The 19,372-nt window shown below is 64.0% G+C and carries 18 protein-coding genes and 2 pseudogenes; 17 read left to right on the top strand and 3 right to left on the bottom strand.

Features of this window, described 5'->3' with window-relative positions; all coding sequences use genetic code 11:
• Positions 1-16: 16 nt before the first annotated feature.
• From ACXIUA_RS09160 to ACXIUA_RS09135, 6 genes are read left to right on the top strand one after another with little or no spacing between them, the layout of a single operon-like run.
• A complete protein-coding gene (locus ACXIUA_RS09160) occupies positions 17-1,036 on the top strand; it encodes an ABC transporter substrate-binding protein (protein WP_457976650.1) in 1,020 nt (339 codons plus the stop codon).
• Positions 1,037-1,840, top strand: a complete 804-nt coding sequence (locus ACXIUA_RS09155; protein WP_457976649.1) for an ABC transporter ATP-binding protein — start codon at positions 1,037-1,039, stop codon at positions 1,838-1,840.
• 36 nt (positions 1,841-1,876) lie between these two features.
• Entirely contained in the window at positions 1,877-2,617 is a 741-nt protein-coding gene (locus ACXIUA_RS09150) for a class I SAM-dependent methyltransferase (RefSeq protein ID WP_070478016.1), read from the top strand.
• Positions 2,618-2,644: 27 nt separating this feature from the next.
• Positions 2,645-4,621 (top strand): M3 family metallopeptidase, encoded by a 1,977-nt coding sequence (locus tag ACXIUA_RS09145; protein ID WP_457976648.1) that lies wholly within the window; start codon positions 2,645-2,647, stop codon positions 4,619-4,621.
• Entirely contained in the window at positions 4,614-4,742 is a 129-nt protein-coding gene (locus ACXIUA_RS09140; protein ID WP_457976647.1) for a hypothetical protein, read from the top strand. The genes ACXIUA_RS09145 and ACXIUA_RS09140 overlap by 8 nt, the downstream gene beginning before the upstream one ends.
• Before the next feature lie 11 nt (positions 4,743-4,753).
• Positions 4,754-4,894: a hypothetical protein gene (locus ACXIUA_RS09135; protein ID WP_252931274.1), complete on the top strand. Its 141-nt coding sequence runs from the start codon at positions 4,754-4,756 to the stop codon at positions 4,892-4,894.
• Between the two features lie 4 nt (positions 4,895-4,898).
• Here ACXIUA_RS09135 and malQ read toward each other — a convergent pair whose 3' ends face one another.
• Complete coding sequence (gene malQ / locus ACXIUA_RS09130) at positions 4,899-7,037, bottom strand: 4-alpha-glucanotransferase (RefSeq protein ID WP_210385493.1); 2,139 nt, start codon at positions 7,035-7,037, stop codon at positions 4,899-4,901.
• Positions 7,038-7,121: 84 nt separating this feature from the next.
• Here malQ and ACXIUA_RS09125 point away from each other — a divergent pair, with 84 nt between their 5' ends.
• The 10 genes from ACXIUA_RS09125 to pdxY all read left to right on the top strand — a co-directional run bounded on the left by ACXIUA_RS09125 (position 7,122) and on the right by pdxY (position 17,857).
• Complete coding sequence (locus ACXIUA_RS09125; RefSeq protein WP_457976646.1) at positions 7,122-8,960, top strand: AMP-dependent synthetase/ligase; 1,839 nt, start codon at positions 7,122-7,124, stop codon at positions 8,958-8,960.
• Between the two features lie 96 nt (positions 8,961-9,056).
• Positions 9,057-9,725 carry a hypothetical protein gene (locus ACXIUA_RS09120; protein WP_083290858.1) on the top strand — a complete coding sequence of 223 codons (669 nt, stop codon included), beginning with the start codon at positions 9,057-9,059 and terminating at the stop codon, positions 9,723-9,725.
• 255 nt (positions 9,726-9,980) lie between these two features.
• Positions 9,981-11,132: a radical SAM family heme chaperone HemW gene (gene hemW, locus ACXIUA_RS09115; protein WP_457976645.1), complete on the top strand. Its 1,152-nt coding sequence runs from the start codon at positions 9,981-9,983 to the stop codon at positions 11,130-11,132.
• Between the two features lie 32 nt (positions 11,133-11,164).
• Complete coding sequence (hrcA, locus tag ACXIUA_RS09110; protein WP_252931278.1) at positions 11,165-12,181, top strand: heat-inducible transcriptional repressor HrcA; 1,017 nt, start codon at positions 11,165-11,167, stop codon at positions 12,179-12,181.
• A gap of 28 nt (positions 12,182-12,209) precedes the next feature.
• Entirely contained in the window at positions 12,210-13,340 is a 1,131-nt protein-coding gene (gene dnaJ / locus ACXIUA_RS09105) for a molecular chaperone DnaJ (RefSeq protein ID WP_071567714.1), read from the top strand.
• Positions 13,341-14,060, top strand: coding sequence for a 16S rRNA (uracil(1498)-N(3))-methyltransferase (locus ACXIUA_RS09100; protein WP_457976644.1), 720 nt, complete (start codon positions 13,341-13,343; stop codon positions 14,058-14,060).
• An 11-nt stretch (positions 14,061-14,071) separates the two neighbouring features.
• The gene (locus ACXIUA_RS09095) at positions 14,072-15,076 is read left to right on the top strand and encodes a PhoH family protein (RefSeq protein ID WP_070478049.1); all 1,005 of its coding nucleotides are present in this window, start codon (positions 14,072-14,074) and stop codon (positions 15,074-15,076) included.
• Positions 15,073-15,639 (top strand): rRNA maturation RNase YbeY, encoded by a 567-nt coding sequence (gene ybeY, locus ACXIUA_RS09090; RefSeq protein ID WP_070478011.1) that lies wholly within the window; start codon positions 15,073-15,075, stop codon positions 15,637-15,639. The genes ACXIUA_RS09095 and ybeY overlap by 4 nt, the downstream gene beginning before the upstream one ends.
• Positions 15,640-16,980, top strand: a complete 1,341-nt coding sequence (locus ACXIUA_RS09085) for a hemolysin family protein (protein WP_457976643.1) — start codon at positions 15,640-15,642, stop codon at positions 16,978-16,980.
• A gap of 25 nt (positions 16,981-17,005) precedes the next feature.
• Positions 17,006-17,857, top strand: a complete 852-nt coding sequence (gene pdxY / locus ACXIUA_RS09080) for a pyridoxal kinase PdxY (protein ID WP_457976642.1) — start codon at positions 17,006-17,008, stop codon at positions 17,855-17,857.
• A 121-nt stretch (positions 17,858-17,978) separates the two neighbouring features.
• Here the strand turns inward: pdxY and ACXIUA_RS09075 are convergent.
• A pseudogene (locus tag ACXIUA_RS09075) lies at positions 17,979-18,234 on the bottom strand (DNA methyltransferase); the annotation flags it as partial.
• Between the two features lie 40 nt (positions 18,235-18,274).
• Between ACXIUA_RS09075 and ACXIUA_RS09070 the strand changes: the two are divergent.
• Positions 18,275-18,975 (top strand): annotated as a pseudogene (locus ACXIUA_RS09070) (ATP-binding protein).
• Between the two features lie 71 nt (positions 18,976-19,046).
• Here ACXIUA_RS09070 and ACXIUA_RS09065 read toward each other — a convergent pair.
• Complete coding sequence (locus ACXIUA_RS09065) at positions 19,047-19,367, bottom strand: type IIL restriction-modification enzyme MmeI (RefSeq protein ID WP_457976678.1); 321 nt, start codon at positions 19,365-19,367, stop codon at positions 19,047-19,049.
• Positions 19,368-19,372: the final 5 nt, after the last annotated feature.

The following is a 19,372-nucleotide window of genomic DNA, read 5'->3' as shown; positions in this document are numbered from 1 at the left end:
CCACGAAAGGTAGATCATGAAACGCACAGTGAACCGGGTAGGCATCCTCGTTGCGACGGCCGCCCTGAGCCTCGGGCTTGTGGCCTGCTCCGGCAACGAGGCAGGCACCGAAGCGAACGGCGCATCGACCTCCGCGACCGCGGCAGCAGAGGTGCACAAGTTCGAAAACTGTGGCCACTCGCTGGAGATCGACGGTGTGCCGCAGAAGGTGATGCTGGTCAACCGCGTGGGCGTCGTGCCGACGCTTGAGGCGCTCGGCGTACTGGACCACGTGCACATGGTTGCCGGACCGTTCTCGGAGGAGTACTTCTCGCCTGAGCTGGCGAAGAAGATGGCGGCCATCCCACTGTTGACCGACAAGGTAGATGCCGGTGGTCACCTGCAGATCTCGAAGGAAGAGATCGTGGCGACGGACTCCGATCTGATCATCGGCTACGCAGGCAACGTCGACTATAACGCGATGCAGGGCACCGGCGTGCCGATCATCGAGGAGCCCGGCTTCTGTGGTGCGCTCAACGGCGCGGCGAGCTGGGACCACGTCTGGGACCACATCAAGTTCTACGGGGATCTTTTCGACGTCACCGAGACCGCCGAGAAGTTCACCACCGAGACCAAGGCGCGCCTCGAGGCCGCCGAGGCCAAGAAGGCCGGCGAGGGTCTGCGCGTAGCGGTGCTTTACCCGGCGACGGACGGCTCCGTGAACTACGCCTACGGCGCCGGTTCCATGTCCAACCCGATCGTCGAGTCCGCCGGCATGATCAACGTCTTCGGCGACTCCGCTGACCGCGTCTTTGAGGTCAGCGACGAGGAACTGATCGCCCGCAACCCCGACGTGATCATCTCGCTGCACTCCAAGGGCGGCGACGAGGCCGCGGCCGCGTCCATCGAGGGCGTGAAGCAGATCAAAGGCATCAACGACACCAATGCCGGCAAGAACGGTGCGATCATGCCGATGCTGCTCTACTTGGCGGAGCCACCATCAGGCATGTCGATTGATGGCCTGGAGCAGCTCAACGAGTTTTTGGAGCAGCGCTAAATGATTGAGGGCACCGGGATCCGCTTCCGACGCGGAAAGCGCACCATCCTGCACGACATTGATATCACCGTGCAGGACGGGCGGGTGTTGGGGCTGGTCGGCCCGAACGGCTCCGGCAAAACCACGCTGCTCCGGTGCCTGCTTGGTTCCCTGAAGCCAGACACGGGGACCGTCACCGTGGACGGCGAACCGCTCGGCGAGATGAACAAGAAGGTGCTGGCGCACAAGCTGTCGGTGGTCACGCAGGAGCACGAGTCCGACATGCCGGTCAGTATCGCTGAGCTGGTGATGCTCGGACGCCTGCCGTACCTCGGGCTCACGGGCAAGCCGACGAGTGAGGATGAGGCCATCGTCGAAAAGTCCCTGCGTGACGTGGGCGCGATCGACCTTGCCACCCGCGACTTCTCGGCGCTGTCCGGCGGCGAGAAGCAGCGTGCGCTCATCGCCCGCGGGCTTGCGCAGCGCTCCACCCACCTGCTTCTCGACGAGCCAACAAACCACCTCGACATCCGGTTCCAGTACGACGTGATGGATTTGATCGCGTTGCTGCCGTGCGCCTCCGTGGTGGTGCTGCACGACTTGAACCTGGCTGCGCGCTACTGCGACGATGTCATGCTGATCCACGATGGGCGTATGGTCGCCACCGGGCCGACAGAGGACGTGCTTCGCCCCGAGCTGCTTGAACCCGTCTATCGGCTGCCGGTGCGCCGCATTGCGACGGAGGACGGGTTCGTGCTGACATTCCGAAAAGCCAGCGCGAAATTTCTCGACGAGCTGCCGAAGGTGACTTATGCTAGTGAGTGATTATTGTCTTTCTTCTGTAGGAATGAGTTGTCCCAAATGACAGATACCCAAGCACGCATCACCGAGTACTGGGCAGGCCGGGCTGAGGCATACCACCGCGAACACAGGACAGCAGAGCGCGCCAAGGCAGACCGCGCAGCGTGGACTGACATCTTCAAGCGCTACATGCCGCAGGACGCGGTTCGCGTGTTGGACATGGGCACAGGTGACGGCTACATTGCGCACATCATTGCGGAGCTCGGCTACGCGGTCGTCGGCGTGGATGCGTGCGAACCAATGCTCGATGAGGCCCGCGACGAAGCGGAGCTCCGCCAGGAGGAAGGCATCAACACCCCACTGTTTGCCGAGGTCGACGTGACGGACCTGCCCCCGTCCTTCTACGACTTCGACGTCGTTGTCAGCCGCTACCTGCTGTGGACGCTGCGCGAGCCGACGGAGGCGATCCGTGGGTGGGCCGAGGCGCTGAAGCCTGGCGGTCTGATCATCGCAGCGGACGCGACCTGGTTCCCGAACGGGATCTCGAAGGAAACGCAGGTCATCTCCGATAACGGCCCGGACTCTTTCGTGCTGACCTACACCGACGACGTACTCGAGGAGCTGCCGTTGGCGACGGCCGACTCCCCGGAGGCATACGCAGAGGTCTTCCGCGCCGCTGGCCTGGAGGACGTCGAGGTCGTTGAGCTGCCGGAGATTACCAAGATCGACGAGGAGTTCGGCACGCCACAGGGACACGAATCGCGCCCGACCTTCCTGGTGATTGGTCGTAAGTCGGCCTAACTTGCGCTCCAAGTAGGATGGGGCGCTATGACTGACAATCCGTTGTTGCACCCGTCCGAACTGCCTTACGGGCTGCCTGATTTTCAGGCGATCCGTCTCGAGCATGTGCTGCCCGCCTTTGAGCGGGCGCTTGTGCTGCATGAAGAAGAAATCGCCCGCATCTGTACTGAGGAGACCCCGACGTGGGAGAACACCGTCGAGGCGCTGGAGCGCGCGGGCAGCGACTTAGAGCGAGTCTTGGCATGGTTTTTCAACCTGCAGGGCACCGACGGTTCGCCTGAGTTCGACGAGGTGGCGGACGCGATCGTGCCGCGCCTGTCTGCGCACACGGACGCGATCTACCAGAACCAAGAGCTTTATGGCCGCCTGCGTGCGGTGGAGGCCCCGGCGGACGAGGAGTCGCGCCGCCTCTACGACCTGCTGCTGCGCCGGTTCACCCGCCGTGGCGCGGAGCTCGACGAGGCAGGCAAACAGCGCCTGCGCGAGCTGAATCAGCGCCTCTCGGAGCTTTCCGAGCAGTTCGGCCGCAACCTACTCGCGGACACGACGAAGCTCGCGGTGCGCATGACCCGCGACGAGCTGGCGGGCTTGAGCGAGGAGCAGCTCGCCGCCTACCGCGACGCAGAGGACCCAGACAACCCAGACGCCTACGTCGTGCCGATCGAGCTGCCGACGACCCAGTCGCTGCAGGCCGAGCTCGAGTCCAGCAGCGCGCGCCACAAGCTGTTCGACGCCTCCCGCCAGCGCGGCCGTGACACCAACGGTGCACTCGTGGTCGAATCGGTGCGGCTCCGGCAGGAGCGCGCGAAGCTGCTCGGCTTCGACACGCATGCCGATTACGTCATCGCCGAGGAAACCGCCGGTAGTGCCGCCGCAGCCCGCAAACTTATCAGCGATCTCGCTCCGGCTGCCGCGTCGAACGCCGCCGCGGAACGCAAGCTCGCAGGCGAGCTGGCGGGCATGGAGCTCGACGGCGCCGACTGGCCATACTGGGAAGCGCGCCGCAGGGAAGAGGCCTTCTCCGTCAACGACGCGGAGCTTCGCAAGTACTTCCCGCTGCAGCAGGTGCTGCGCGACGGCGTCTTCTACGCCGCGAACCTGCTCTATGGCATTACGGTGACACAGCGCGAAGACCTGCACGGCTACCGCGATGACGTGCATGTGTGGGAGGTCAAAGAGGAAGACGGCACCGGCATCGGCCTGCTGCTGACGGATTATGGGGCGCGGGCGTCGAAACGCGGGGGAGCCTGGATGAGCTCGTTTGTGGACCAGTCGACGCTGACCGGCACGAAGCCGGTGGTGGTGAACGTGATGTCGCTGACCTCCGACCTGCTCACGATCGATGAAGTCACGACTGTGTTCCATGAGTTCGGCCACGCGCTGCACGGGCTGCTGTCTAACGTGCGTTACCCAACGCTCTCCGGCACGAACGTGCCGCGCGACTGGGTGGAGTTCCCCTCCCAGATCAATGAGAACTACGCGTTCGCGCCCGAGATCATCCGCAACTATGCCCGACACGTGGACACCGGCGAGGTCATCCCGGACGCGCTGCTGGAGGCGGTGCGCCAGTCACGGACCTTCGGACAGGGCTTCGCTACCGCCGAGTACCTGTCGGCCTGTGCTATTGACCTGGCGTGGCACTCGTTGGACGGCGAGGTACCGGAGGATATTGATGCGTTCGAGCAGCGGGCGCTCGAGAAGGTCGGTCTGGACGTCGAGGGGCTCGAACCGCGCTACCGATCCACGTGGTTTAACCACATCTTTGCGGGCGGCTACTCGGCGGGCTACTACTCCTACCTGTGGGCGGAGGCGTTGGACGCCGACGGCTACCAGCTCATCGAGGAGTCCGGCATCAACCGGGACAGCGGCCAGCGCTTCCGCGACACGGTCCTCTCGGTTGGCGCCGCGCGCGACTACGCTGAGGCCTACCGCGCCTTCCGTGGCCGCGACAAGGACACCCGCGCCCTGCTGGTGCGCCGCGGGCTCGAGGGCAGCGATGTTTGATCTGTCACCCTGGCTGCAGACGCCACTGATCCTGCTGGTGGCGCTGCCACTAGCAGGGGTGGCGTCGTGGGCGATGCTGCGTGTGAGTGACTGGATCGCGTACAAAATTTCGAAGAAGTAAGGTGGTCAACTATGGCCAACCCTGAAGAACTCCGCAAGCGTGATCAGCAGCTTCCGAAGCAGAAACGCAAATACCCACAGTCCCGTGTCACACAGGCACTGTGGGTAATGATTGCGCTGGTCGTCGTCGCAGCCCTGGCCGGGCTGCTTTAGCGCGCTAGCGTTTCGACGCCTCCGCGACCCGACCGAACAGCTCGATACTCGGCAGGTCCTCGATGAGGACCGCCTTGCCGTTGTTGTCCGTCAGCGGGATGCACCAGTTGGAGTACTGCTCCGCGTTGGTACCCGGCTGGTTCTGGATGCGGGTATCGCCGACCATATCCACCAGGTTCGTCACCGTCATCGCCGATGGGGTGGCGGCGATGAAGCGGGTCAGACCGACAAGCAGGTCCTCCACGTCGACGTCGCGGGCGAACTCCTCGGCGCTCAGCTGCGTGAACTCGGTGTGCTCAAGGGAAGTACCGTGGAAGTGGCCGTCCTCGCGCACGCGGTCAAGCACGCGGGCCTGCCACTGGTGGTCCTGCTCGTTGAGCTCCTCGAGCGGCTCTTCGATCAGGCCGAGCTCGTCGCGCAGGATGTTGTGCGCGAACCGCAGGTAGCCAGCGGTCGGCGGCAGGTCATGCGTGCCGACGGCCGACAACGCCAAGCGGCGGTAATCCCAGGTGTGCAGCGGGGAGCCGTCGTCGTACGACTCGAACCACAGCACCGTCGTGCCAAGGATGCCCTTGTCCTGCAGGACGTCCTGGACCCACGGCTCAAACGTGCCCAGGTCTTCGCCCACCACCACGGCGTTCGCACGCTGCGCCTCGAGCACCAGGGTGCCCACCATGGCCTCGTGGTCGTAATTCATGTAGGTGCCGAACATCGGGGAGACGTTTCGTGGCATCCAGAACAGGCGGAAGAGACCAAGGATGTGATCGACGCGGATACCGCCGGAGTGGCGCAGCACGGTGCGCAGCAGCTCGCGCCACGGCTCGTAGCCGGCTTCGGCGAGCGCCTGCGGGTGCCATGGCGGCTGTGACCAGTCCTGGCCCTGCTGGGAGTACTGGTCCGGCGGGGCACCGACGGACGCCTCGGGGACGAGCACGTTGGCAAGCGTGTTGGCGTCGGCACCATCGGGGTGGATCCCCACCGCGAGGTCGGTCATGATGCCGACCTTCATGCCCGCTGCCAGCGCCTTGTCCTGGGCGCGGCGGCGCTGCTCGTCGGCGATGAACTGCAGCCACATGTAGAAGCGTGTGAGTTCCTCGAGTTCCTCGTCGAGCTCGTGGCGCGACGGCGCGGTCTCCATTGCCTCCACGGCGCACCAGCGGGCGAACTCCTCGAGGCCTTCGCCCTCGTCGAGGCAGAAGAGCTCGAAGTCGTGGGTGCGGCGCTCATCGGCGCAGGCGATGAAGAACAGCTCGCGAAGTACGGCGAGCTTCGTCTCGAAGATTTCGTTGCGACGCAGCGGCTCCGCACTGCGGTTGAGTGCCTTCAGCGGAGCGACCATGCGCTCAATCTGGGCCTTCGCGTCCTTGTCCAGCTTGTAGTACTCATCAACCGCCTCGACAGAGATGTAGATCGGGTTGACGAAGCGGCGCGACGTCGGCAGGTACGGCGAGTCCTCCACCGGCGGGATTGGCTGTGCCGCGTGCACCGGATTGATCAGCAGGTAATCAGCGCCCTGCTCAGCCAGCAGCACCGCAAGCGTTCCGAGATCCTCGAAGTCGCCGATGCCCCAGGACTGCTCGGAGCGCACCGAGTACAGCTGCGCCATCACACCGAAGACCGGGTTATCGATGTAGCGCTGGTTGCTCTCCAGACGCGCCGGGACCACCAGCAGCGGGCAGGAGTCCTTGAAGTTATCGGACTCCAGGTGCAGCGTGTGGTAGCCCGGGGGCAGGTTGCCCGGCACGTGGAAGGTGGCCTCGCCCCAGACCACGCCGGCGACGTCGGCAGTTGGTGGTGCCCAGTTTTCGTCCTGGTAAGTCTCGCGCGGGGTGCCGTCCTCAAGCTGGATCCAGGTGTGGGCCGGGTGTCCGTCGTGCACGTGGACGTTGAAGTGGCGCTCCTGCCCGGCCGTGGCCACAACGCAGGGCGGCAGCGGGCGGGTTGCCCAGTACTGGTGCCTGGCGTGAATGAGGTGGTGCAGCTCCTCGTCGGAGGGGGCGTCGCTAATGTTGACGCCCAGGGCCTGCAGCAGAGAGATGAACGATTCCGGCGGCGGGGTGGTCATCGCACCGTTGGAAGCGCGGTAGCTTGTGCCGAACCCGTACGCGGAAGCTAACGAATGGAGTAGTTCTACGTTGGTCACATCAACCCATTGTGCCAAAGAACTGATGTTTTGCAGAGTGGAGCTCACGCAAAAGGTAGTTTCTGTCAGGTAACCTTGCCAACCATGGCTTCAGAAACGTACACAACTCCGCTCGGATTCAAGCTGAGTCCCACTGACACCTGCCTGTCGGCGCTCGTGGATATCTGCACGAAAAAGCCTCACATCGTGCTGTTTTCCCGCCCACGTAATTACGACTGGATCAACGTGACCGCGGGGGAGTTCCTCGAAGAGGTCTACGAAACGGCCAAGGGGCTCATCGCAAACGGCGTCGAGCCGGGCGACCGCATCGCGGTGCTTTCCTCCACCCGTTATGAGTGGTCCCTCGTTGACTTCGCCATCTGGGCAGCGGGAGCGGTCAGCGTCCCGATCTACCCGTCGAGCTCCATGCACCAGATCCAGTGGATCCTCGAGGACTCCGGCGCCGAGATCGCCTTCACCGAGTCGCGCGACCACACCCAGCTGATGAGCGCCTTCCTCCTCCAGGAAGATGGCAAGCCGCGCCTGAAGGACTCGAGCTCGAAGCTGCGCAAGATCTACGAATTCAACGCCGCCGGGGTCGAAACCATCAAGTTCGAGGGCAGGGACGTCGAGCAATCGCTTGTCGACGCCCGCTCCGCCTCCCTCACCCACGACGACCTCGGCTCCATCGTGTACACATCCGGCACCACCGGCCGCCCGAAGGGCGTGGCCTTAACCCACGGCAACTGGGCACACCAGACCTGGGCGCTGATCAAGAACGACATCGGTGAGGTGGCCCGCCCCGGCAAGCGCGTCGTCACGTTCTTGCCGCTGGCACACGTGCTGCAGCGCGCGGTCTGCCTCGCTCTGACGATGGCAGGCGCCACCCAGTCCCACTGGGCCGATACCCACACCCTGACCGTGGAGCTGCAGCGCGCCCAGCCGAACATGGTGCTTGGCGTGCCGCGCGTCTTCGAGAAGGTCCGCAACGCGGCCTATAACAAGGCCGCGGACGGCTCAGCCATCGGCAAGGCTGCGTTCCTTGAGGCGGAGAAGACCGCCATTGAGTACTCCAAGGCAATGGACACCCCCGAGGGGCCGAGCCGGATACTCAAGGCGAAGCGCCGCGTCTTCGAGCGCGTCGTCTACTCCAAGATTAAGGAGGCCATCGGCGGCTCCGTGAAGTACGGCATCACCGGCGGCTCCGCCATGAGCGCCGACTTGCTGCACTTCTTCCGCGGCATCGGCATCCCAATCTACGAGGGCTACGGGCTCACCGAAACCTGCGCCGCATCCTGTGTCAATAACAAGAATGCCAACAAGATTGGCACCGTCGGGCGCCCGGTCAACGGCTATCAAGTCCGCACCAACGACGACGGCGAAATCGAGTTCAAGGGCCCCGGCGTCTTCGACCGCTACTGGAACAACAAATCCGCCACCGAAGAAGCATTCACCGAAGGCTGGTTCAACACCGGCGACCTCGGCGAGGTTGACGACGAAGGCTACGTGCGCATCACCGGCCGCAAGAAAGACCTCATCGTCACCGCCGGCGGCAAGAACATCTCACCGGGGCCGATGGAGGACATCATCCGCCAGGACCCGCTGATCTCCAACGCGCTCGTCGTCGGCGACGGTAAGCCGTTCGTCGGCGTGCTGGTCACGCTCGACGAGGAGGAGCTGCAGCGCTGGAAGTCCACCCACAACATCCCGGAGAACCGCAAACTCAGCGACCTCGCCGGCGACCCCGTCCTGCGTGCCGAGGTGCAAGACGCCATCAACGTTGCCAACGGGACCGTCTCGCACGCCGAGGCGATCAAGAAGTTCCGCATCCTCGACCGTGACCTGAGCGAGCAGGCAAACGAGATGACGCCAACCCTCAAGGTGAAGCGCAATGTGGTGTTCGAGCGCTTCCGTGAGGACATCGACAAGCTCTACGAGCGCTAAGCCCCCGGCGCGCCTCAACCCGTGGGGCGCGCCCATGGCTTAACATTTCCATCGACTTTTGATCCGTACTTCCTGTGAGCCAGAAGGGGGCTATTCGTGCATAAAACTGCAGCGATGCTACGCCACCGTGAGCTGACACAGGAGATCTACAACATCGGCGACGAAGTTGCTGAATACACGGAGCACCTCGCCGAAGCAGTCGCAGACTACGACGGCGAACTTACCGACGACTGCCTCGCCGAATTCGTCGAAATCGTCGACGATGCCCGCAACGACGCCCGCCGCATCGTCGGCGAACTCATCGGGCTTCGCCAGGCGCTGACGACCGGGATGCGCGCCGGGGTGCTCTCCGCCTCCTACCGGCCGGAGGAAAAGATCCCCGAGCCCGAGCTTCTCGACGCCGCCGGCCTCGAAGACCTCTTTCCACTCCAAGCGCCGTTCTCTGTGCAGACCATGCAGGATGCGCTTGCCGGCCGCACCGACCTGACCGTGCAGCACCTCGGCGAGATCGTGCAGTACACGCTCGAGCAGACCGAGATGGTCGCCCGGGAACTGGGCGCCGTGAGCCTGCCGCACCTGTATGCGCGGGTCGGCGAGCTGGTCGAGGCTGCTGTCGATGGCTGGATGGAAACCGTCTGCATCGACCACCCCGCGTTCGTGCGCACGATGCGCGGTGTCGCCCCGCCACAGTTTCTCGAGGAGCGCGCCCGGGTGGACGCCATAGTGGCGAAGGTGGCGGCGAAGCGCCGCCGACGCGGGGCGTAGGTCTGTGGCACGAGGGGGTGCGCACCAAATTCCTTCATTTTGAGGGCGGGGGTTTGCGTTTCCCCAGTTCGCTGATGGTTTGTGAGGGAATTTGGTGTCTAAGTAGTTTCGGGGCGCACCAAATTCCTTCATTTTGAATCGTGCTACCAAAATAACCCCTGGTGAAAAAGTGCTAGACAGATTGGGGGTCGGAATTTGGTGCGCGCCTCGAACACAATTCGCAAACTCGGCCCCGGTCTGCTGCAATTGCGAGGTATGAACACAGCGCAGCAATCACAGCCCGACTTTGGCGTCTATATCCACGTGCCGTTTTGCGCAACGCGGTGTGGGTACTGTGACTTCAATACCTATACGCCGACGGAGGTGGAAAGCTCCCACGCGGAGTACCTGGCGTCGCTGGAAAAGGAGCTGCAGCTGGCGGCGCAGCAGCCAGGCGTGGCTGAGGCGAGCACGGTGTTTATTGGGGGAGGGACGCCCTCGCTGTTGGGGGCGGATGGACTGGGCAGGGTGTTGTCGATGGTGCGGGACACCTTCGGCATCCGGGCGGGGGCGGAGGTGACGACGGAGTCCAACCCGGAGTCGACGGATCCGGCGTACTTCGCGGGGCTGCTGGAGCACGGCTTTACGAGGGTGTCGTTGGGGATGCAGTCGGCGTCGGCGTCGGTGCTGAGGGTGTTGGACCGGAAACACACGCCGGGGCGGGCGGTCGCGGCGGCCAAGGAGGCCCTCGACGCCGGCTTCGAGCACGTGAATCTGGACATGATTTACGGCACGCCGACGGAAACGGACGACGACGTACGCCGCACCCTCGACGCCATCCTGTCGACGGGCGTCGACCATGTGAGCGCCTACTCGCTGATCGTGGAGGACGGCACCGCCATGGCGCGCAAGATCCGCCGCGGTGAGCTGCCCGCGCCGCAGGAGGATGTGTACGCGGACCGTTACGAGATGATCGCCGACACCTTGGAGGCGGCCGGGTTCGGCTGGTACGAGGTGTCCAACTGGGCGCGGCCAGGCGGGGAGTGCCAGCACAACCTGCTGTACTGGCGTGGCGCGCACTGGTGGGGCGCGGGTCCGGGGGCGCATTCGTTTATTGGGGACCGCCGGTTTTGGAACGTGAAGCGGCCGGAACGTTACAACCAGATGCTCGCCGAAGGCACGCTGCCGATTGACGGCGGGGAGACGCTCACGCCGCAGGAGCGGCACGAGGAGCAGGTGATGCTGGGGCTGCGGCTGAAGGAGGGCGTGCCTCGGGGGCTGATTGGTGAGGGGGCGGAGGGGGTCGTCGAGAAGTATGTGGCGGCGGGCCTTTTGACTGCGGGTGAGCGCGTGGCCGTGACTGATGCCGGGCGCTTGCTGGCGGACGGGATCGTGACGGACATTTTGGCTGCCGAAGAGGCAGAGTAGTATGAGTTAGCAGTCGACGAAGGAGAGTGCTAATGAGTGCAGCGAATGATCGCAGACAGCGGGTGCTGCGCGCAATCGTCGCCGACTATATTGCGCGGCAGGAACCCGTCGGATCGAAGATGCTGGTGGAGCGCCACGGGCTGAAGGTCAGCTCGGCGACCATCCGCAACGACATGAGCGTGCTGGAGCGCGAGGGCTACATCACGCAGACGCACGCGTCCTCGGGGCGCATCCCGACGGAGGCCGGGTACCGCGCGTTTGTCGACGCCCTCCACGATGTCAAACCGCTGTCCACAGCGGAGCGCCACGCCATTTTGGACTTCCTTGAGCACGGCGTGGACATGGAGGACGTGCTGCGCCGCAGTGTGCAGCTGCTGGCCCAGCTGACGAACCAGGCGGCGGTGGTGCAGCTGCCGACGCTGAACGTGTCTCGTGTGAAGCACTGCGAGGTGGTGGCGCTGTCACCGACGCGGCTGCTGCTGGTGCTGATCACGGACACCGGGCGCGTGGACCAGCGCAACGTGGAGCTCGCCGCGCCGCTGGGCACCGACGGGGTGTTCCTGCTGCGGGACCTGCTCAATACGGTGCTGGTGGGCAAGACGATGCGCGATGCCTCCGCCGCGCTGAAGATGCTGCACGCGCAGGCGCCGCCGGTTATCGCGGATGCGGTGGAGCGGGCGACGGCGGTGCTCATCGAGACGCTGGTGGAGACCACAACCGACCGGCTGCTCATCGCGGGCGCCGGGAACTTGAGCGTGAACCGGATGGTGGATCTGCACAGCGTGATTGAGGCGCTGGAGCAGCAGGTGATCGTGCTGAAGCTGTTGGCGAACGCGCAGCAGCTGGAGCACGTCTCGGTCAGTATTGGCAACGAGAATGAGGAAAAGGAATTTTCTCAGGCCTCCATTGTTAGTACTGCATATGGAGCTGGCGACGAGGCGCTCGGCGGCCTTGGGGTGGTCGGTCCGACACATATGGACTATCCGGGTACCATGCAAAAGGTTGCCACCGTGGCTCAGTACATCAGTCGCATTTTGCGGGGCGAATAACTTCGAAGTGTTGAAAGGGAACTAACTAGTGGCTCGTGATTATTACGGCATCCTCGGCGTTGACCGAGAGGCGACCGAGCAGGAAATCAAGAGGGCGTACCGGAAGCTCGCCCGCAAGTACCACCCGGATGTGAACCCGTCTGATGAGGCGGCTGAGAAGTTCGCCGAGATCTCGCTGGCGCAGGAGGTGCTGCTGGACCCGGCGAAGCGCAGCATCGTGGATCGCGGCGGCGACCCGATGGAGCAGGGCGGCATGGGCGGCGCCGGTGGCGGTGGCTTCGGGGGCTTCGGCGACATTTTCGACGCCTTCTTCGGCGGCGGCGGGCGCAGCCACGAGCCGCGCTCGCGCGTCCAGCCGGGCAACGACGCCCTGCTGCGCACCCAGATCACCCTGGAGGACGCCTATGCGGGCGTGACCAAGGAGGTCACCGTGGATACCGCGGTGCTGTGCCAGAAGTGCCACGGCACCGGCTCCGAGTCTGAGGCGAAGGCCGTGCAGTGTGACTACTGCGCGGGCCAGGGCGTGGTGCAGGAAGTGCAGCAGTCCTTCCTGGGCAACGTGATGACCACGCACGACTGCCCGAAGTGCCACGGCTACGGCGAAGTGATCCAGGATCCGTGCCGCCAGTGCGCCGGCGACGGTCGGGTGCGCGCCACCCGCGACCTGAAGGTAAAGATCCCGGCGGGTATCGCCAACGGGATGCGCATCCGCATGGCGGGGCAGGGCGAGGTCGGCCACGGTGGCGGTCCCGCCGGTGACCTCTACGTGGAGGTACAGACCGCGCCACACAAGATTTTCGTGCGCGACGGCAACGACTTGCACCTGCGCCTGAACGTGCCGATGTACGACGCCGCGCTGGGCACCAGCATTGACGTCGAAAACCTTGCCGGTGACACGACCACCATCGAGATCCCGGCCGGCACCCAGCCCGGCGACGAGGTCCGCCTCGAGGGCGAGGGCATGCCACGCCTGCGCGCCGAGGGCCACGGCGACATGATCGCCCACATCCAGGTCGTCGTGCCGACGCACCTCAGTGGCGAGGAGCGCCGCAGCCTCGAGCAGCTTCGCGACGCCCGCGGCGACGCCACCGGCGTCCACCACGACGACGAGCGCGACGAAGGCTTCTTCTCCCGCATGCGCGACAGGTTCCGCCGCTAAATGAGCGTCCCGTACTTCCTCACCCCCGACCCGGCCAGCGGCACCCTCGACGGCGACGAGGCGAAGCACGCCTTCGTCAAACGCATCGAGCCCGGCGAGCACATCGCGCTGACCGACGGCGCCGGCACCGTCGCCGACGTCATCGTCCGCCACAGCGACAAGCAGCAGTTGCGCGGCGACGTGCTCGAAGTCCGCGCCGTGTCCGCGCCTGAGCAGCGCGTCACCCTGGTGCAGGCGGTGCCGAAGTCCGAACGCGCAGAGCTCGCCGTGGACCTCGCCGTGCAAGGTGGAGTCGACGCCATCGTCCCCTGGATCTCCCACCGCACCATCGCGCGCTGGCCCGCCGCCAAGCAGGCCAAGCAGGTGGAGAAGTGGCAGCACCAGGCGATCGCGTCCGCGAAGCAGGCGCGCCGGGCATGGGTGCCGCAGGTCGCAGACCCTGTGACCACGAACCAGCTGAAGGACCTGCTTGCCGAGGTGGGCGAAGGGGGCGTCGAGAAGCAGGCGTTGGTGCTGCACGAAGACGCGGCCGTGCCGCTGACCACCGTCGAGTTCGGGCGGGACATCTGGCTCATCGTGGGCCCCGAGGGAGGCATCGGCGAGGACGAACTCGAGCTCATCGGCGCCCGCGCTGTCACCCTCGGGCCGGAAGTGTTGCGCACCGCCAGCGCCGGTTTTGCCGCACTATGCGCAATCGGTGCGCTGACGACGCGCTGGTAGGGTTAGGCGACATGGAACCTTTGGTCACGCGCAACATTGAGCTTGACTCTGTATACACCCAGGACGTGCTCGGTATTAATGACACGAACCTGCGGGTGCTCAACCAACACCTCGGCGCCGACGTGCACGCGCGCGGCAACGCGGTGACCGTGCGGGGCCCGGCCGTGGTGGTCGCGCACGCGCTGCGGGTGCTCGACGAGCTCGAGTCGATGGCGCGACGCGGCGTCCCCATTACCGCGGATACCGTCACGCACGCGATTTCGCTGATGGAGGTGGAGTCGCCGGAGTCGGTGGCGGAGCTGCTCGGCGCGGAGATCATCTCGCGCCGAGGCAAGGTCATCCGGCCGAAGACGGCAGGCCAGCGGGCCTACGTCGACGCGATCGACGACAACACCATCACGTTCGGCATCGGCCCGGCCGGCTCCGGCAAGACGTACCTGGCCGTGGCGAAGGCCGTGCAGGCGCTGCACAATAAAGAGGTCAAGCGCATCATTTTGACCCGCCCCGCCGTCGAGGCAGGGGAGAAGCTCGGCTTCCTGCCGGGCACGCTCAGCGACAAGATCGACCCTTACCTGCGGCCGCTCTACGACGCGCTGCGCGACATGATGGACCCGGAAGCCATCCCGAAGCTTATCGAGGCCGGCATCATTGAGGTCGCCCCGCTGGCGTACATGCGCGGGCGCACACTCTCGGACGCGTTCGTCATCCTCGACGAGGCCCAGAACACCTCCGGCTCCCAGATGAAGATGTTCCTCACCCGCTTGGGCTTCGGCTCGAAGATGGTGGTCACTGGCGATATTTCCCAGGTTGACCTTCCACGAGGCACGGTCTCCGGCCTGCGCGTCGCCCGCCGCATCCTCGGCGACATCGAGGGCATTTCCTTCCAGGACCTGCGCGCAGAAGACGTCGTGCGCCACCACCTGATCTCCCGGATCGTCGCGGCCTACGACGAGCACGACGCGCGCAACGCCGCACGCTACGAACGAAAACAACGCGAAGAAGAGGCAAGACAGTGAGTATTGAAGTCCTCAACGAATCGGGGGAGGCGGACGTCAACGAGGAAATGCTCGTCGATGTCTGCTCCTTCGCCCTGCAAGCCATGGATGTGCACCCAGACACGGAGGCAACCATCACGCTTGTCGACGAAGCCACCATGGCTGACCTCCACGTCCGGTGGATGGATCTGGAAGGGCCCACGGACGTCATGAGCTTCCCGATGGACGAGCTCACTCCAGGCGGCGGACGCCCGGACGCGTCCCCGTTCGGCGCGGCGATGCTCGGCGACATCATCCTGTGCCCGGCCTTCGACCGCAAGCAGGCGGAGATGGCAGGCCACGACCTCGGCCACGAGCTCGCCCTGCTCACCGTCCACGGTGTGCTGCACCTACTCGGCTACGACCACGTCATGCCGGACGAGGAACGCGAGATGTTCTCGCTGCAAAACGAGCTGCTCGCGGACTGGTACGATTCGCTGGCGGCACGCGGCATCGAGTACCAGCCCAAGCCGACCGGCGCCCATGCATTTCCCTCAGCCGCCGACCGCGAGGAGCTCGACCGCATGATGAAGGGCCGCGACTAAATGGAGTTCACCGTTGCCTACGGCGTCGTCGCCGTGATTGCGCTGCTGCTTTCCGGCCTATTCGGATCGGTCGAATCGGCGCTGACCCCGATTTCGCGCGCCCGCGTAGAAACCATGGTCAAGGACGACGTCTCCGGTGCCAAGGCGCTCGCCCGAGTTGTCGACGCCCGCGCCAACCAAATCAACATGCTGGTTATGCTGCGCACCGTCCTCGACGCCGTTGCAGCCGTCTTCGCCGCCATGCTGGCGATGGATCTGATCCCCTCCGACGCGTGGGCGATCATCGCCGCCGTCGCGTCGGTGACACTGTTGCAGTTCAGCATCATCGGCGTATTTGCGCGCACCGCGGGGCGCCGCAACCCCTACACGATCTCGCTGAAGGCCGCGCCGTGGCTGATCATTGTCAACCGGGTCCTCGGTCCAGTTTCACGCCTGCTCATCTGGGTGGGCAACCTGTTCCACCCCGGCGAGGACTTCCGCGACGGCCCGTACTCCACCGAAGTGGAGCTGCGCGAGATGGTCGACATCGCCCAGGAGAAAGGCGTGGTGGAAACCACCGAGGGGCGCATGATCCAAAACATCTTCGACCTCGCCTCCACCCACGCCCGCCAAATCATGGTGCCGCGCCCCGAAATGATCTGGATTGAAGGGGCGAAGACCGCCCGCCAGGCAACCACGCTGATGGTGCGCTCCGGGCACTCCCGCGTGCCCGTCATCGGGGAGAACGTCGATGAGATTGTGGGCGTCGCATACTTGAAGGACATGTTCGGGCCCAGCGGTACCCCAGTGGCGCCGGACACCGTCCTGTCCACCCTGATGCGCGACCCGCTGTTCATCCCGGACTCCAAGCCGCTCGACGTGCTGCTGCAAGACATGCAGCGGGTGAACACGCACATCGCCATCGTGATCGACGAGTTCGGCAACGTCGCCGGCCTGCTCACGATGGAGGATCTCCTCGAGGAAATCGTCGGCGAAATCACCGACGAATACGACGACGACGAAGACGCCCCAATCGAGTTCGTCGCCGCGCGCACCCTGCGAGCCCAGGCACGCCTGCCTCTCGACGACCTCGTCGACTTCCTCGCCGACAACCTCGACTACGAGCTCGCCTTCGAAGAGGACGTCACCGACTCCGTCGACACCGTGGCAGGCCTGCTGTCCTACGAGCTGGGCCGCGTGCCGCTGCCGGGGTCCGCCATCGTCCACGACGGCCTACGCTATACCGCGGAAGGCGGCCGCGACCGGCGCGGACGCATTAAGACCCGTAGCGTGCTCATCGAGGTCCCCGAACCCGCCGAAGCACCCATGGAAGATTCAGACGGGGGTTCTGAAGACAAGTAGCCGTCAGGTTTGTACGCTTATCCCCATGAGCAATATCTTGTCGATCCAGTCCGCCGTCTCCTACGGCCACGTAGGCAACTCCGCCGCCGTCTTCCCACTGCAGCGCATCGGCCACGAAGTGTGGCCCGTCTACACCGTCAACTACTCCAACCACACCGGGTACGGCTCCTGGAAAGGCTCAATGATCCCAGCCACGGAGGTTGCGGCCATCATCGACGGCATCGAGGAGCGCGGGGCCCTCCCGCGTGTCGACGCCATCCTCTCCGGCTACCAAGGCGGCGACGACATCGCCGACGTCATCATCGACACCGTCGCCCGCGTCAAAGCCGTCAACCCGGACGCCATCTACGCCTGCGACCCAGTCATGGGCAGCGCCAAATCCGGCTGCTTCGTCTCCGACAACATCCCACCCCTCCTGCGCGACCGCGTCGTCCCCGTCGCCGACCTCATCACCCCCAACCAGTTCGAACTCGGCTACCTCGTAGAACAAGACGTCACCGACCTGGACTCCACCCTCCGCGCTGTCGACGCCGCCCGCGAGATGGGCCCCTCCACCGTCCTGGTCACCTCCGTTGAGCGCGCCGACGCGCCCGACGACACCATCGAAATGATTGCCGTCGACGACCACGGCAAGTGGATCGTGCGCACCCCACGCCTGCCATTCAAGCGCAACGGCTCCGGCGACGTCACCGCAGCCCTCTTCACCGGCCACTACCTGCGCGGCGGCAACGCCGCCGACGCCTTGGCCAAGACCGCCAGCTCCGTCTACGACCTGCTCAAGCGCACCTACGACGCCGACTCCGCCGAGCTCCTGCTCGTCGAGTCCCAGGACGCCTACGCCAACCCTCAGCTGCAGTTCGAGGTCGAGGCGCTCTAGCCGTTTGCGTCGGCAGTTCCGCCGGCGTTTTCGCGCTCTTTTCGCGCCGTTTTCGTGCCTTTTTTGCGCCCGTTTTGCTCAAAGCGTGCGATTAAAAGCCCATCCGGGTCCATGAATACGTGTGTAGCCAGCGAGTCGCGGAATGCGCGTAGGTTTTCTAGCTGCTTCTTCACACTTCCGGTTTTGGTCTCGATGAGGCGCTTAGCTTCCGCTCGTAGCTCGTTAAGGAAGAGAGGTTCCAGCGTCTTTAAGATGTTGGTCTCTGAGGTGTAGTGTTCACCGTCGCTACGGAGTGCTTCCTTGGGCTTCACCATCTGGAAGAGGCTGCCGAAGATTGCTGGTGAAATATCTGTCCATTGGAAGCGGCAAGCGACCAACCCCAATGAATCGATCCTGCCTGTCTTTACCGATCTGCGTATGACGGTCTTCGGCCGAACCATCATTGATATTGCAGCAGATCCCATCTTCGACTCGTGGAGCTTTTCTGACAAGGTGCTCTACGCACTTGATAAAGAAGTCGTGGCCAAGCGTGAACGACGAGTCAACAAAATACTCAAAGCATCCCGATCGCCAAATCTCGATGCATGTATCGAAGACATCACCTACACACCCGGCCGCAACCTCAACAAAGAGCAAATCACCAGACTCGCTCACTGCCACAATGGTGTCAAAAAACGCAAAGCATTGTCATCCTCGGCAAATCATCCGTCGGCAAAACCTACCTGGCCCAAGCATTGCTTACCGCTGCGTGCAGAAACGACTACTCTGCCCGTTTCTTCCGCACAGACACCCTGGCCAACCAGCTCATGGTGCTACGCCATGATGACACAGCACGCATGGAGTTTCTTCAAGACTTACACCTGGCAGACGTACTCGTGCTTGATGACTTCTTAACAACGCCGATTGATGCTGCCACAGCACACCAGCTGCTCAACATTCTTGCTGAGCGTGAACACCGGGGATCAACCATTGTCACCTCCCAGTTCACGCCCGATGAGTGGTACAAGTCCATCCCAGATGCTGTCATCGCCGAGTCGATACTCAATCGGCTTGTCGTTGGCGCTGAAATCATCACATTGGAAGGTCCGAACACGCGCCTAGAAGCCAATTCGCGGTAGTTGTTCATGGTTGACGCCCGGGTGTTACTCGATACTCACCCGGGCGTTACTGGTTGCTCACCACGGCGTTACTAAATCTGTGGTCCTAACACCTGAAAGACCCTATCTACTTCACGGTCCAACGCATCATGAGCTCTAGCAAGCGCTGGGCCCAACACCAAGAGGTTGTAGTACTCAGCTAGAAAACATTCAGGGTGGAGGTTGCGTGCTGCGAGGGCTTTATTGGCTGCGTCGATAATCCGTTGCTTGGTTTCATCGTCCAGGCTTGGAACGGGGAAGGTGTTCCACGTCAAGGTGTTCGCGAAACATAGACGTGATTCAAGTCGCCCACCAACAGTTTTCTGCCATGTAGCGAAAGCGCGGACACCTGTGAGTGTCCGCGCTTCAACAATCTTTT

This window comes from Corynebacterium sp. UMB8791 (assembly GCF_054166365.1).
The sequence above is the reverse complement of the archived record's forward strand: the minus strand, read 5'-3'. Positions and strand labels throughout refer to the sequence as shown.

What these genes read in the sequence shown, in the direction of transcription:
- ACXIUA_RS09095 (WP_070478049.1), top strand. Translation starts at nt 14,072, where the DNA reads ATGGAACCTTTGGTCACGCGCAACATTGAGCTTGACTCTGTATACACC.
- ACXIUA_RS09145 (WP_457976648.1), top strand. Translation starts at nt 2,645, where the DNA reads ATGACTGACAATCCGTTGTTGCACCCGTCCGAACTGCCTTACGGGCTG.
- hemW (WP_457976645.1), top strand. Translation starts at nt 9,981, where the DNA reads ATGAACACAGCGCAGCAATCACAGCCCGACTTTGGCGTCTATATCCAC.
- ACXIUA_RS09135 (WP_252931274.1), top strand. Translation starts at nt 4,754, where the DNA reads ATGGCCAACCCTGAAGAACTCCGCAAGCGTGATCAGCAGCTTCCGAAG.
- ACXIUA_RS09140 (WP_457976647.1), top strand. Translation starts at nt 4,614, where the DNA reads ATGTTTGATCTGTCACCCTGGCTGCAGACGCCACTGATCCTGCTGGTG.
- ACXIUA_RS09085 (WP_457976643.1), top strand. Translation starts at nt 15,640, where the DNA reads ATGGAGTTCACCGTTGCCTACGGCGTCGTCGCCGTGATTGCGCTGCTG.
- pdxY (WP_457976642.1), top strand. Translation starts at nt 17,006, where the DNA reads ATGAGCAATATCTTGTCGATCCAGTCCGCCGTCTCCTACGGCCACGTA.
- ACXIUA_RS09155 (WP_457976649.1), top strand. Translation starts at nt 1,037, where the DNA reads ATGATTGAGGGCACCGGGATCCGCTTCCGACGCGGAAAGCGCACCATC.
- ACXIUA_RS09125 (WP_457976646.1), top strand. Translation starts at nt 7,122, where the DNA reads ATGGCTTCAGAAACGTACACAACTCCGCTCGGATTCAAGCTGAGTCCC.
- hrcA (WP_252931278.1), top strand. Translation starts at nt 11,165, where the DNA reads ATGAGTGCAGCGAATGATCGCAGACAGCGGGTGCTGCGCGCAATCGTC.
- ACXIUA_RS09100 (WP_457976644.1), top strand. Translation starts at nt 13,341, where the DNA reads ATGAGCGTCCCGTACTTCCTCACCCCCGACCCGGCCAGCGGCACCCTC.
- ACXIUA_RS09160 (WP_457976650.1), top strand. Translation starts at nt 17, where the DNA reads ATGAAACGCACAGTGAACCGGGTAGGCATCCTCGTTGCGACGGCCGCC.
- ACXIUA_RS09150 (WP_070478016.1), top strand. Translation starts at nt 1,877, where the DNA reads ATGACAGATACCCAAGCACGCATCACCGAGTACTGGGCAGGCCGGGCT.